The organism is Paraburkholderia sp. GAS32 (assembly GCF_050434225.1).
GTDB classification, from domain to species: domain Bacteria; phylum Pseudomonadota; class Gammaproteobacteria; order Burkholderiales; family Burkholderiaceae; genus Paraburkholderia; species Paraburkholderia madseniana.
The window spans coordinates 1-13,718 of record NZ_JBNPVS010000075.1 but is presented as its reverse complement, the minus strand read 5'-3'; the positions used below and the strand labels follow the sequence as shown (position 1 = coordinate 13,718).

The 13,718-nt window shown below is 58.3% G+C and carries 12 protein-coding genes; 2 read left to right on the top strand and 10 right to left on the bottom strand.

All coding sequences use genetic code 11. The annotated features are described in order from the left end of the window. Positions 1 to 76: 76 nt before the first annotated feature. From P3T25_RS45670 to P3T25_RS45650, 5 genes are read right to left on the bottom strand one after another with little or no spacing between them, the layout of a single operon-like run. Positions 77 to 1,009: an electron transfer flavoprotein subunit alpha/FixB family protein gene (locus P3T25_RS45670; RefSeq protein ID WP_429364125.1), complete on the bottom strand. Its 933-nt coding sequence runs from the start codon at positions 1,007 to 1,009 to the stop codon at positions 77 to 79. A gap of 28 nt (positions 1,010 to 1,037) precedes the next feature. Further along, the gene (locus P3T25_RS45665; protein ID WP_429364123.1) at positions 1,038 to 1,787 is read right to left on the bottom strand and encodes an electron transfer flavoprotein subunit beta/FixA family protein; all 750 of its coding nucleotides are present in this window, start codon (positions 1,785 to 1,787) and stop codon (positions 1,038 to 1,040) included. A gap of 55 nt (positions 1,788 to 1,842) precedes the next feature. Then, positions 1,843 to 3,924 (bottom strand): 3-hydroxyacyl-CoA dehydrogenase NAD-binding domain-containing protein, encoded by a 2,082-nt coding sequence (locus P3T25_RS45660; RefSeq protein ID WP_408518434.1) that lies wholly within the window; start codon positions 3,922 to 3,924, stop codon positions 1,843 to 1,845. Position 3,925: 1 nt separating this feature from the next. Further along, positions 3,926 to 6,034 carry an acetate--CoA ligase family protein gene (locus tag P3T25_RS45655; RefSeq protein WP_429364137.1) on the bottom strand — a complete coding sequence of 703 codons (2,109 nt, stop codon included), beginning with the start codon at positions 6,032 to 6,034 and terminating at the stop codon, positions 3,926 to 3,928. Between the two features lie 32 nt (positions 6,035 to 6,066). Further along, the gene (locus tag P3T25_RS45650) at positions 6,067 to 7,212 is read right to left on the bottom strand and encodes an acyl-CoA dehydrogenase family protein (protein WP_429364121.1); all 1,146 of its coding nucleotides are present in this window, start codon (positions 7,210 to 7,212) and stop codon (positions 6,067 to 6,069) included. Between the two features lie 106 nt (positions 7,213 to 7,318). Between P3T25_RS45650 and gcvA the strand changes: the two genes are divergently transcribed. Continuing rightward, positions 7,319 to 8,224 carry a transcriptional regulator GcvA gene (gene gcvA, locus P3T25_RS45645; RefSeq protein ID WP_408518436.1) on the top strand — a complete coding sequence of 302 codons (906 nt, stop codon included), beginning with the start codon at positions 7,319 to 7,321 and terminating at the stop codon, positions 8,222 to 8,224. 57 nt (positions 8,225 to 8,281) lie between these two features. On the opposite strand, the gene P3T25_RS45640 is transcribed toward gcvA, so the two are convergent. Genes P3T25_RS45640 through P3T25_RS45630 form a run of 3 tightly spaced genes read right to left on the bottom strand, consistent with a single transcriptional unit; the run spans position 8,282 to position 11,857 of the window. Then, positions 8,282 to 9,664 carry an MmgE/PrpD family protein gene (locus tag P3T25_RS45640; protein ID WP_429364119.1) on the bottom strand — a complete coding sequence of 461 codons (1,383 nt, stop codon included), beginning with the start codon at positions 9,662 to 9,664 and terminating at the stop codon, positions 8,282 to 8,284. A 34-nt stretch (positions 9,665 to 9,698) separates the two neighbouring features. After that, on the bottom strand, positions 9,699 to 10,541 hold the full coding sequence (locus P3T25_RS45635) for an alpha/beta fold hydrolase (RefSeq protein ID WP_154566870.1): 843 nt from the start codon (positions 10,539 to 10,541) through the stop codon (positions 9,699 to 9,701). After that, complete coding sequence (locus tag P3T25_RS45630) at positions 10,538 to 11,857, bottom strand: MFS transporter (protein WP_408518439.1); 1,320 nt, start codon at positions 11,855 to 11,857, stop codon at positions 10,538 to 10,540. The genes P3T25_RS45635 and P3T25_RS45630 overlap by 4 nt, the downstream gene beginning before the upstream one ends. A gap of 349 nt (positions 11,858 to 12,206) precedes the next feature. Here P3T25_RS45630 and P3T25_RS45625 point away from each other — a divergent pair, with 349 nt between their 5' ends. Then, positions 12,207 to 12,506 (top strand): hypothetical protein, encoded by a 300-nt coding sequence (locus P3T25_RS45625; RefSeq protein ID WP_429364116.1) that lies wholly within the window; start codon positions 12,207 to 12,209, stop codon positions 12,504 to 12,506. A gap of 148 nt (positions 12,507 to 12,654) precedes the next feature. Here the strand turns inward: P3T25_RS45625 and P3T25_RS45620 are convergent, their stop codons facing one another. Together P3T25_RS45620 and P3T25_RS45615 are read right to left on the bottom strand one after the other, a co-directional pair. After that, on the bottom strand, positions 12,655 to 12,864 hold the full coding sequence (locus P3T25_RS45620) for a hypothetical protein (protein WP_429364114.1): 210 nt from the start codon (positions 12,862 to 12,864) through the stop codon (positions 12,655 to 12,657). Positions 12,865 to 12,986: 122 nt separating this feature from the next. Continuing rightward, the gene (locus P3T25_RS45615; protein ID WP_154566867.1) at positions 12,987 to 13,568 is read right to left on the bottom strand and encodes a DUF2442 domain-containing protein; all 582 of its coding nucleotides are present in this window, start codon (positions 13,566 to 13,568) and stop codon (positions 12,987 to 12,989) included. Positions 13,569 to 13,718: the final 150 nt, after the last annotated feature.

The following is a 13,718-nucleotide window of genomic DNA, read 5'->3' as shown; positions in this document are numbered from 1 at the left end:
GCACGCATCGACGTGAGGCATCGGGAAAGCTTTAAAATTCAATTGCTCGCTGGCAGCCGGCGCGCGGGCGTTGCTCCTAGACCGCGCCGACCAGTTCTGGAACGACTGTGAAAAGGTCGCCGACGAGACCATAGTCGGCCACGCTGAAAATCGGAGCCTCGGGGTCTTTGTTGATGGCAACGATGACCTTCGAGTCTTTCATCCCCGCGAGGTGCTGAATGGCCCCTGAAATGCCAACAGCGATGTAAAGCTGTGGCGCGACAATCTTGCCGGTCTGTCCGACCTGGAAGTCATTTGGAACGTATCCCGCATCTACGGCTGCACGCGAGGCGCCCAAGGCTGCGTTGAGCTTGTCGGCAAGCGGCTCAAGCACTTTCGTGTAGTTTTCGGCACTTCCGAGACCGCGACCGCCCGAGACAATTACGTTCGCGCTCGTCAGCTCGGGCCGGTCCAGCTTGGTCACTTCCCGACTCACAAACTGCGAGGTTCCTGCATCGGGCGCGACATCAATAGCTTTGAGCGTCGCGCTGCCACTTTCGTCCGATACCGCGTCGAATCCGGTCGTGCGTACCGTCACGACCTTGACTGGTTCCGACGACCGGACCGTCGCAATGGCATTGCCTGCATAGATGGGCCGTTCAAACATATCCGACGAGAGCACTGCGGTGATGTCGCTAATCTGAGCCACGTCCAGTTTCGCCGCGACTCGAGGCGCGATGTTCTTCCCGTAAGCAGTGGCAGGCGCGACGATGTGGGAGTATTCCTTTGCGATTCCCAAGACGGTCGCCTCAATGTTCTCCGCCAGGCCATCAGCAAGATGCGGTGCGTCGGCAACCAACACCGTCGTGACCCCGTCCACCTTTGCTGCCACATTTGCAACATCTTGGATGTTGCCTCCTGCGACGAGCAGATGGATGTCGCCGCCAATTTTTTGAGCTGCAGCGACTGTATTTAATGTGGCCGCCTTCAATCGCGCGCCGTCGTGTTCAGCAATTACCAGAATCGTCATTTCTTCTCTCCGCAACCATAGGTTGGATTCAGAGCACCTTGGCTTCGGCCTTGAGTTTCCCAACGAGCGCAGTCACATCCGCGACTTTTACGCCAGCGGCGCGCTTGGGCGGTTCGCTGACCGTCAAAGTCTTCAATCGCGGTGTTACGTCCACACCCAAGTCCTCAGGCTTCAAGGTTTCGAGCGGCTTTTTCTTTGCCTTCATGATGCTCGGCAGCGTCACATAGCGCGGTGCATTCAGGCGTAGGTCCGTTGTGACAACTGCCGGCAAGCGCACCGAAAGGGTCTCCGTGCCGCCATCGACTTCACGAGACACAGAGGCCCGGCCGTCTGCCACGGTGACTTTTGACGCAAAGGTTGCCTGCGGAAAGCCCGCGAGCGCTGCGACCATCTGCCCGGTCTGGTTGGAGTCGTCGTCGATGGCCTGTTTGCCGAGAATGACGAGCCCGGGTTGTTCCTTTTCGACAACGGCCTTGAGCAACTTCGCGACCGCCAGTGGTTGCAACTCGGTACTCGTTTCAATCAGAATGGCTCGGTCCGCGCCGATGGCCAGCGCCGTACGTAACGTCTCCTGACACTGCGCAACGCCTGCTGACACTGCTACTACTTCCGTCGCGACGCCTGCTTCCTTCAAACGAACCGCTTCTTCAACGGCAATTTCGCAGAAGGGGTTCATTGCCATTTTGAGATTGCTCAGGTCCACTTTGGTGTTATCCGACGCGACACTGACCTTCACGTTCGCGTCCACAACCCGCTTTACTGCTACGACGATTTTCACTGCATCACCTCCGCCAACTGGTCGCATCAAGCGAGAGAGCGTCTCGCTTCTCGCGTTACTGTTTCGAGAAAATCAGGCTCAGGTCGCCACCGACGAAGTCAGGTCCGGTAGCGGTACGCAGATGCCTTACCATCTGATGGACTTTGTCGGCACCACGCTGCTGCGCCCAAACGACCGGACCGCCGAGATGGCGGGGAAAGCCATAGCCGTGAACGAGAGCGAGGTCGATGTCGCTCGCCCGAGCAGCGATATCTTCTTCCATCACCCGGGCCGCTTCGTTGACGATTGCCGCCATCGCACGCTCGACGATTTCGTCCTTGGTCAGAGCGCGAGGTACAACCCCTTTCTTCTCTTGCTCACTAGCAATGATTGAATGCACTTCAGGGTCAGCCGCACCGCGTCTGGCGCCGGCTTCGTACTTGTAGTAGCCCGCACCCGTCTTTCTACCAAAGCGACCGGCCTCGCATAGCGCATCCGGAATCGTCACGTAACGGAGCGGTCTACGTACGGCATTGAGCCGCTGCCGCATCTTCCAGGCGATGTCCAAACCAGACAGGTCTGCAACAGCAAACGGGCCCATTGCGAAACCGAAGTCCTCAAGCGCGTCGTCAATCTGCTCTGGCCACGCCCCTTCTTCCATCATGTATTCGCACTGCCTGCGGTAGGCGGCGAAAATGCGGTTCCCGATGAATCCTTCAGCCACTCGCGCGACGACTGGCACCTTGCCAAGACGTTTGGCAATTGCAATAGAGATGTCTACAGTCTCGGCACTCGTGTGCTCCGTCTCAACAATCTCCAGGAGACGCATCGCTTGTGCTGGACTGAAGAAATGAAGTCCAACCGTGCGACTCGGACGTCCTGCCTCGCCAGCAAGCTGATTGAGGTCAAGGTAGGAGGTGTTCGAGGCGAGAATCGCATTCGGCGGCAGCACCGCGTGAAGCTTGGCCAAGATGTCGCGCTTGACATCAAAATCCTCGAACACAGCTTCCACGGCCAAGTCGACGTTGCTAAGCGACTCGAGGTCGCTAGTCGTACGTACCCGTGCAACTCGCTCGCCCATTTCTCGCTCGTCGAGCTTGCCCCTCTTCACAAGCGCCTTGTACGTGACTTCAAGCTTTGCCGATACTGCATCAAGGGCCGCTTCATTGTTGTCAAACAATAGAACGTCGTATCCCGCATCAGCGAAGCAACCTGCGATGCCGACGCCCATCGTTCCAGCGCCGACCACGCCAACTCTGCGAATACTCGCGGCGCTCGGATGGCCACCATAACGTGAGCGCAGTGCTTCGCGCTCAGAAAAAAACAGATGTCGAAACGCTCGCGCAGCGACGCTCGTACGCAGCACGTTGAAAACGGCACGTTCGCGCGACAGCGCTTCGTCGAACGGCACGTCGCCTGCCATATTCACGGCATCAATCGCCTGCTGAATGTGGGGCAACTGTTTCCGTAGCCGCAGTGCGGCACGCGTCGACGATTCGATTTCTTCGGGTGTCGAACTTGGGACTGCACCGTCCCGGATACGCCGTTTCTTTCCATCGTACGATTCGACGAATTTTGCGGCAGCATCAGCCAAGTCGTCGTCAACAACCTGGTCGATGAGGTTGAGCGTCAGAGCATCAGCCGCAGTAAGACGTCGAGACGAAGTGACGATGTCGATTGCCTTCGCCTTTCCGGCAAGGAAAGCAACCCGTTGGGTACCACCAGCACCAGGAATCATGCCGAGGCTGACTTCTGGCAAACCCACCATCGAGCCGGATACCGCGATGCGTCCGTCACAACCGAGCGCCAACTCAAAGCCACCACCAAGCGCGTTACCGTGGATAGCCGCAACTACAGGGACCGACGCTGCTTCAATCGCAAGAATCACCTCGGGCAGCGAAGGCGATTCAATCGGAGCATCGAATTCGCGGATGTCTGAGCCCGCGACGAAAGTATTTCCGTCACCGATGATGACAACGCCGCGGAGCGTGGAATCGTCTCCGAAAGCCTGGAGTCCCTCGAGGAGGCCTCGACGCACCTCCACCGAACTTGCGTTCACAGGGGGATTGTCGATAACGAGAAATCCGACTTCGCCGTGTTTTTGGCGACGAACAGCCTGTGCTTTAGCCTCGGACGATGAGTTTGACAGTGTGTCCATGTTAGTTCCCGATTTTCACGAGCGCATCGACAGCCAAGACGCCTTTGCCCTCCTCGAGCACCATGACCGGATTGACTTCAGCCTCAAGAACCGGCGCCCCGGGACGCGTTGCCAGCTTGGACACCGCTACGATGGCGTCAGCCAATGCGTCGAGGTCGCCGCGCGCTTTTCCACGGTAACCGTCGAGCGCGCGCATTGCCTTGACCTCAGAAATCATTTCGAGCGCCGACTCCCGACTGACGGGCGCGAGGCGAAGAGCACGGTCACGGTAGATTTCTGTGAAAATCCCGCCCGAAGCCAACATCACAATCGGACCGACCTGTGCATCCCGGCGGTATCCAATGAGCACTTCACCGAGGCCCTTGGTCATCTGCTGAACCAGAACGCGCTCGAGCTTGAAACCCTCAACGTTTCGTGTGACATTCGCACGAATGCGCTCGATAGCGGACGCAAGCTGGTCCGCGTCGCGAACTCGAAGCTCAACGCCGCCGACGTCGGTCTTATGAGGTACATCTGCAGACAAGACCTTCACCGCGAGCGGATACGGCAAGTTTTCAGGCAGAGCTGCGACCTTCGTCACATCAATCGCTACGGCGGGTGCATGAGCGACGCCGACTTCCGTCAAGAGCTCGTAGGCCGCCAATTCATCGAGAAGCTGAGCCTGTGCTCCGACCGTCACTTCTGCTGGTTCGACAATTGACAGGGGGCTACGCCGCGCATAGGCCGAGGCAATCGAGTCCGCGCAAGACTCAGGCGTCCGGAAACAAGGCACGCCGCCGGCAGTGAGTCGCAGCAATGCTTCAGGCGCGTCTGGGACCACGAACGCAGCGAGTGGGAGCAGTTCAGGCGATTGGGTGGCGCTGTCAAGAATGGGACGCACCGCCAACTCGGGCGAAAACCGTGCGGAAGAGCCGGCGACTGCGACTATCAGGTCGAACTCCGGCGCCGACCGCAAGATGCCGAGCGCAGCGCTCATCACGTCATATCGTGTGCCCGCAAGGGTGAGGTCCACAATGCGACCACTGTTGACCTTCACGCCGGCAACAGCCAGGCGCTCGTATGTCTCTAAGCTCGGGTGCTGGACATCGATGTTGCGAACACCCAGCTGGTCAACAACCATCGCGGCGCCTCCGCCGGTCGTCGTCACTACTGCGACGCGGGGCTTGCTTGCCGACCCGGCTTTGGCAACCGGAACGCGCGCAAGAAGTGGCGAGCATTCGAGAAAGGCGTCGAGCGTTTCAACGCGTGCAATACCGCAATCGCGCAAGAATGCGTCCGCGACGTCGTCTTCTCCCGCGAGAGCACCCGTGTGCGAGACCGCCAGTTCGGCTGCGGCGCTCGAGCGACCCAGCTTGTATGCGACGACCGGCTTACCCTTCTTTGCGGCTTCCACGGCAAACTGGCGGAGCTTGTCGGAGTGCCTCAGCGTCTCAAGGAAGAGCATATAGCCCGTGACCTCGGGGTCATCCAGCGTTGCCGCGCAGATTTCACCGACACTCAGGTCAACCTCGTTGCCGACCGAGACGAGTCCGGCGAACCCGACACCTCGTGCCTTACCTCGGGACACCAACGCACCAATCATGCTCCCGCTGTGAGACGCGACGAAGAGACCGCCTACAGGCAAGTCGGGTTCGGCAAATGCTGCGTTTGCCGTCAGCGCCAGCTTGTGGCGGACATTCACCATGCCAAGGCCGCTCGGCCCAAGAACTCGGATACCCGTGCGCTTAACGATTTCCCGAACGCGCTCCTCACGCGCCTCTCCTTCGGGGCCGCTTTCTGAGAAGCCCGCAGCGAGAATGGTGGCCACTGGCACGCCAAGCTCAGCGCACTCCTCCAACGCGTCAATTGCAGCATCGGTCGGAGTGAGAATGAAGGCATGCTCCGGCACAACCGGGAGCTCACGCACACTCGGCCATGCCTTCTCGCCGAGAACCGTGTCGCGATTCGGGTTAATGGGATAAACGTCGCCTTCAAAGCCGCCTTGGCGGATGAAGGTAAGCGGACGCGCTGCTGTCTTCGAGGGGTCGTCCGATGCACCAACGAGTGCGACGCTTCGCGGAGCAAGAAGTACTTCTGCCAGCGACCTGCGCGGCGATTCGCCCTTGGGCATGATGCTGTTCTCCATGGTAGACGCTATCCTCTTTACTTACGCTGGTCGAAACGACGGTCGAACACGGACTCGGCGATACGGTTTTTGAGAACCTCAATCGAGCCGCCCGCAATCATCCAGCCGCGCGTACGACGCACACAGTACTCAACGAGCGACTCTTGGCTGTAACCCATACCGCCCATAACCTGGAGCGCTTCGTTCGAAACATCGAAGCCTGTCATGTTGCAGTGCGCTTTCGCGATGGCAGTGTTGTAAGCAGTCGGCAGTTCGCCGTTCGGAACGTTCGCTGCGCGATAGAGAAGAAGCTGCGAAGCTTCGAGCTTCAATGCCATGTCGGCAAACTTCCACTGAATCCCTTGGAACTCGCAAATCTGTCGACCAAATTGCTCGCGAATAGCCGCGTGGTCACGGGCCGTATTGAACGCGTAACGTCCGAGCGCCAGCGCGCGCGACGCATTTCCGACACGCTCGACATTAAAGCCGGAAATTTGCTTCTTGAACCCACCCGGTCCGAGCAAGACATTCTCAGCTGGAATCCGGCATTCCTCGATATAGAACTGCGACCACTCCTCACCACTCATGAAGCTCGACGGCTGACCGACCGTGAACCCGGGGGTGCCCTTTTCAATCAAGACGGAGCCGATGTTGCCGACGCCCGGTCCGAAACGGCAGTAGACGAGGAAGAGGTCCGCGTCAGGACTGTGCGTCGAGAAAATCTTCGTGCCATTGATTACATACTCGTCGCCTTTTTGGCGAGCGGACGTCTTCAGTTCTGTGACCGCGGAGCCTGCACCGGGCTCTGTCATACCGAGCGAGATGACCTTGCGCCCACCGAGGAGGTCCTTCAGATATCGCTTTTTCTGTTCCGGCGTTGCGTACTCGACGAAGGTACGAATCGGCCCAAAATTGCCCGCCTGAACAATGTCAGCGCTCTTCGGACACACCAACGCGATTTCCTGAATCGCAATGACCGCATCCATCAGCGTGCCGCCCTGGCCGCCATCTTCTTCTTTCATCGTGATGCCAAGCAAACCTTGCTCTGAAAGTTGCCGTGCAACATCGAAGTCGAATCCAGCATGGTGCGCGCGCTTGAGCGCTCCGTCCGCCAGCGTGTCACGCGCGAATCGCTGCACTGCATCGGCGAACGCGGTCTGCTCCTCATTAAGTGCGAAATCCATGTTTTCCTCTCTGAACGTGGGACTGCTATGTGATTGATTATTGCAGCCGTTCGATTGACACACTACTTCACATACGGTACGTTTCTATGACTTTTTGGAACACCGCATGCCTCGTACTGTCCCGCCTTTAAACCCCCTCCACGTGTTCGAAGCAGTCGCTCGTTTGGGAAGCCTGACTAGCGCCGCCGTCGAGTTATGCGTGACTCATTCTGCAGTTAGCAGGCAACTCACAACGCTTGAAAATTACCTTGGCGTAAGCCTGTTCGACCGCGGTCCGCGAGGCGTAAAACTCACCAAGGTGGGCGGGGCTTACTACAAGCAGGTTGGTCCTGCGTTCTCAGCTATCGTGAGCGCGACCGAGACAATTGTCGGACGTATGGAGGGGGAACCGCTGCGCCTGTCGGTGTACAACACCTTTGCGGCCAAGTGGCTCATGCACCGTCTTCATCGGTTCGAGAAGGCATACCCCAATATTCCCGTCGAGTTGAGCACGACTGTCGCGAAGATAAATTTCAACGAAGTGCAGGTGGACGCGGCCATTCAGTTTGGCGACGGCAACTGGCCTGGTGTCGACTGCGAACGCCTATTCGACGATGTAATTGAGCCGGTGTGTAGTCCCGCATTGCTGAAGAATGGACCACCGCTGGAAACAATCGATGACCTCTCGCAGCACCGTCTTCTCCAGTCTCGATATCGACGCCATGATTGGTTTGACTGGCTGCGTGCGGTGGGCAGAAGCGACCTCGAAGAGTTGGTTAGCCGCCAGCGTGGAGGATTTCAGAATTCGCTGCTCGCTTATCAGGCTGCCATCGAGGGAATGGGCATCGTGATGGGCCAGACGCGCCTGCTGGCAAACGACCTTGCCGCCGGAACATTGGTTCGGCCATTTGAGCAACCAGTGACTCGAGAACTCGCTTACTATTTTCTGGTTCCCGACAATCGACGGCATTCGAGGAAGGTCGACGCGTTCAGGTCCTGGCTGCGTTCCGAGATTGAATCAAAGTCAAGCTAATCGCGACAACTGTCAGACGAGTTGCCGCGCGCCCTTCTAGCCAACGTCGAAGCATCGCTACCGATAGTAGCGATTGCGCTTCAATCCATGCGGCAGCAGGTTGGCAAGACTCAAATCTGCGACCGCAAGCTCTTCCATGCTCCAAAGCTTCGTCAACAGCGAGGAAGCCGTCTGGGAGCCGAGAACTGGTTCGGCCAGCTCGAGAAACTTCCCATTGATTTCATCGTCGCTAAGCGGCGCCTCAGGGTCGCCTCGGCGGTGAGGCGCAAAGACTTCAAACGTTCTGCCATCCGCCAACGTGAGCTCAACGCGAGCTGAGCGTATTTTGGGGAAGTGACCTGTCAGCTCGGCGTCTGCGACGAGTTCCACCTTTTGCATGAGCTCGCGTATCAGATTATCCGAAAGACGCTTCTCCGTGAACGCTTCCAGTCGAACGGACCCGTAGATTGCAGCATGCGACAAAACGTACGGCAAGCTAAACCGTGCTTCGAAAGCAGACTTCGGCTCGCGAATTCCAGCCACCTCGAGTGCCGGAGCGTAGGTCTTGACGACAATGCGCGCAATCTGCTCCCAACGCGCCTCGCTGTTCTTTATACACTCCAGCAATGCATCGATGGCAGCAAAGGTGTGGCCGCAGCATCCATGGTTCTTCTGCGTGATTCGTTCGATATTGAACGATTCGCCCAGCCCATCGGTGACCGTGCTCCAATCCGGTGAGTCGCACAGCGCTGCGCCAAATCCAGCGCTGCCTTCCAGAATGTCGGCAACGCCGGTGATGCCCGCGGCTGCGCCTTGTGCCGACGTGACGCCGACCCATGCCGCGTGCCCCGCGTGAAGCGCTTTGGTCATGGCATCGGACCTGAACGCCTGTTGCAGACCGGATGCGAAAGTAGCCGACGTGGCCATCGCGTGAAGCGCCGCCTTGTCATCGCCGGGCGATGTCAGCAGAACACCTGCGGCAGCCGCACCAAAACACCCGACGGTTCCCGTGGTATGGAAGTACCGGTAGTGCGCAGGCTGAATGGCTGCGCCGATACGAGTCGATACTTCATAACCCGCGACAATGGACTTGAGGAACTGCAAGCCCGATGCGTGGGTATCTTCGGCAAGGGCGAGCGAAGCGGCAATCGTGGGACAACCTGGGTGGTAAATCGCATCTCGAAAGATGTCGTCAAATTCGACAGCGTGAGACGTGCTTCCATTAACCCACGCTGCGGTTGGCGCGAAAGCCGTGGTCTCACTTCCAGGCAGGCTGGACCGCCCGTGGCCAAGCTCGGCTCGATGCGCTTGCAGCAACTGGATGCCGGGCGCCGCCTGCGTCCCCGGCAACAGGGCCGAGAACCAGTCAATGAGCACGCGTTTAGACGCGCGGAGCGTCTCGAGCGTCAGCTCCGAAGTGGCCTGTCGGCCGACATATTCTGCAAATGTATCCAGAATCATGGCATTCAACCTTGAAGTGAGCCTAGCTATCTAGCTACGCGTGTTGACGATGAGCGTGCCGCGACGATATGAACTCAAGCACGTGCTTGTTGAACCAACTGGCGCGCTCGTATTGGAGCCAGTGAGCAGCAGGCTCTACCGATGCGCGATTCGTCGGTGAGAGGTCCTTAATCCATTTTTCGCGCGCAGCTAGTTCATGAGTCTGATGAGGGTCTTTCGAGCCCAGGACGAGCCAGACTGGCGCCTGCACCAACTCCACATTCTTTCTAGTGGGATTCGTCCGTGCGATGGGGCGAGTGAGCACCCTTGTCGCCTTGACGTGGTGCGCCGCCAGCGCGGTGAGTTCAGGCGTGACCAGTGCGTGGTCAGACAGCATGATTTTCTTCAGCGAGACCTCTACGCCCTGCTCCATGCCCCGCGTACGGGCGACTTCAGACGCCTCTGCCTGGGCGTCGCTCAGGCGTTGTGCAACGGGTCCCATGCCAGCAGGGTTGACCAGCGTAAGCGTCCTTACTCGCTCAGGTCTCGTCGCCGCCATATAGCTTGAGATGCAGCTCCCGAAGGAAAAGGCAACGAGGTCAAACAGCGCAACCTTCAACGAATCCAGCAAATCAAAGACACGGCCTCCAACTACCTCAAGTGAGAAACCGTCGCTGGGACTTGCCGAAGCACCGAAGCCCGGAAGGTCCGGTGCGATGACTCGCCGATGCATTGCGAGAGACTCGATATTAGCCATCCAGTGATACCAGCCGCCATGACCACCGTGGACAAAGACAATGGGGTTACCGCTGCCAAGGTCGAGATAGCTGATGCTGCCTGCGCTGTCCGTCATCTGCTTCGCGAATCGCGAAAGCCGCTGGAAGTCCGACTCCATCATGATTTCACCGTGCTAGATTCGATTCGCTTGCCATTGGTCTCAGCCATCACAAGGTATGTAACCAGGCTCACTGCGGAACCAACGCAGACATAGATGAGGAAAAACTGTTCTTGGTGACGTGCCTGGAGCCACGTCATTAGGTACGGAGTCGTTCCTCCGAGTACTGCGACAACGAGATTGAACGGCAATCCGATACCCAGCGCGCGAACGTCTGTATCGAAGAGCTCCGCCATGACGGCTGGTGCAATGGCCGTGTAAAGTGCGTAGAGAATCATCCCGAAGAGTTCGACTCGGAAGATGGACCAGAACGTGTCGCCAACCGAGAGTACGACCGGATAGAGAAAGAGCGCGTACGCTGCGGCCATTACGATGAGTTGAGGCCGGCGGCCGAACCGGTCGGACAGCATGCCGAACAGCGGCTGGACCACAGTGAAAGCAATCAGGCTCCATGTGCTGGCAGCGTAGGCGGTTGCCGGCAGCGCTCCCGAGCGGTGAATCGCGTAGACAGGCACGTAGACAATGAAGAGGTAGAAGGCGAAGGCTCCGAGAATGCTGGTGCCAATCAGCGTCATCACCTGGCGCCGATGGACAGACAGAAGCGTGCGGACCGAACCACTTGTTCTGCTGCCTCCTTGCTCCGCAATCTTCTGAAACGCTTCGGTTTCGCTCACTCGTGTGCGCAGCCAATAGCCGAACAGCCCACCGAAGGCGCCGAGGAAGAACGGAATGCGCCATCCGAAGCTCGTCATCTGTTCATGACTGAGCGACTGTGTCAGCCCCCAGGTAATGCCGGAGGCGAGGACGAGTCCAATTCCTGTGCCAAAGAACAGGAAACTGCCGTGATAGCCGCGCCGGTTCGGCGGAGCGGTTTCAGCAAGAAAAGAGCATGCGGCGGCGAACTCTCCGCCGACCGACATCCCCTGCAGCAAGCGCGCCATGGTCGCAATCAACGGCGCCGCGAGGCCGATGCTCGCGTACGTGGGAACGACAGCAATCATCAAAGAGCCCACCGCCATCATCGTGACGGACACAGTCAACGCAGTTTTCCGTCCATAACGGTCGGCGACAATACCGAGCACCCAGCCGCCTGCGGGCCGCATCACAAAACCCAACGCATAGACACCAAATGCCGCCAGAAGCGCCGTACCCTGGTCGTTGCTTGGGAACAGTTGTGACCCGAAGAAGATTGCGAGATTGGCATAAATCGAAAAGTCGAACCATTCGATTGCATGCCCGATGCAACCGGCGGCCCGACTGCGCAGGTTTGCGCGCGGCGAGGCTGCCGTTCCCTCGACGGTAGATAGTATGTGCGACACGGTGTCTCCTTTGGGGCTGTTATCGTCGTTCGAGACCCGCCCGCGTCAGTCTGGGCCGGGATAACCGGAACGTGCCCAAAGTTTGGCCGTCACCGCTCACGTTGAATACTTCCTATCGCTCACAGAGACATTCCAAAAAGTCACAACGGAAGCTCGGGAGGTGCACGCCCCTGCTGAGTTCCGGTCGCGACTCGCCCATTGAGGTCAAATGACGCCCTACGCGCTTACCTGTGCATTCAACCGCTCCTCAAGATGACGGCGCTCAGCGTCGCGCAACAATCCCCTCACGCTGATGTCCTCATCTATTTGGTCCCAACTCAAGCCCACGGTCGAGCAATGCTGCGAGGTGATGGCTAGCAACAGCACGAACTACAACGAGGCCCTCGGCTGCCAGGTGCTCGCCTGGGACGATGGACGTCGCTTGACCGACTGGGGTTCCCAGATGACTACGCAGACGGGCTACCTTATTGAATACATCGACGCAGACTTGATGTCGCTGCTTGAAGGGGTGGTGACTGAGGATGGCGCACCGGATTGGTGGGATGACAGCTGGACGCGCCACGAGTACTGGGGCACTCGTGGCCAGACCTTCCTTACGCGTGAGGAGCTGCCTGCAGACGACCCACGCAGCCGACACTTCCAAGGCTAACCTACGACTTCAAGCCCCGCTCAACGCGGCGTTCTTTAATGAGCAATGCAGCCTTCTAATGAACGTGGATAAGCACGGAGCTAGGGCTACATGATTAGAAACCGCGTTGAAGTCCGAGAGCAGCTCGCATGGAAGTGAACGTTTGTTTTCACTCCCTGAGCAGGTCGTCTTCAGTCTGAGTGCGAAAGTACTGCGTCCTCGCTGCATCCCGTTCCGCCTTATAGGTGCGGGCCGAATCCTCGTCGATGACGGTCTCGCCGTCTTTACCAACACTTCCCCGCAGTTCGCCGCGTTGAAGGAGCAGGAGCACATGTGCTCGACTGACGAATATGAAGCGTGCTACCTCGTCTACCGTCATACCCGACCTCAAATACGGCGCTTCCTGAGATGCGCGACGGCGAGGCAACGCTAACCGCGGTCAGCTCTCGCGCCACACGTGCACCAAGGCGATGGACAAGTAAGTTTTCGTCCAGTTGCACGTTACCAGCCGAGCAAGACCCGCAGCCGTTGTATAAGCCAATCCGTCTCCACAACACTCGTCCATCCCTTGCCTTCAATTGCTCGTCGCATGCGTCGGAGCGTCACATCGCGTGTATTCTCGGGATACTTTGCTGCGTCTTTGAGGGTCTTGGGAACAAGTTGCCGCGCCAAGTCTTCGCAAAGGTCCCATCGCTCATATCGTTCCGGCGCCGTCAGTCCGACGACAATCCTTCCGGCAATCCTCCGCGCGGCGAGTTTTGACTGTGACCCGGACAGCGATGCGGGCGTCGTGTCTCGCGGAAAGTCGTCGGGTATCTGCTCGCTCAGCTTTTCCTCAAGTAGAAGTTGCTCGGCGTCGTACATGAGCGCGCTGACGCAGACATCCTCGTTCAACTGGTCCCAGCGCAACTGCGTGCCAAATGCAGAAACTCGAACTTCACTTCGTTGCTCGGGCGTCGCTGCTAGTACTCGAGGAAGCCATCGCCAAGGGATTCGAAATTCGCGGCCATCTTTTAGAAAGAGTCTGAAATTGTCCTCATTTGCGGTGACTGAGATTGCTATTAGGTCGTTGGGATTTGTCATTCGTCACCACCGCTCATAGTCGACGAAAAGCGCTTGCAGAGATTGCTAACGACGCGCTTAGAGGCCAGTTCAAAAACCCCCTGAGGGGGCTGTTTACTTTCTCGGCAAGCTGTTAACCTTGGATGTCTGAACAACGGAACCCAAGGGATG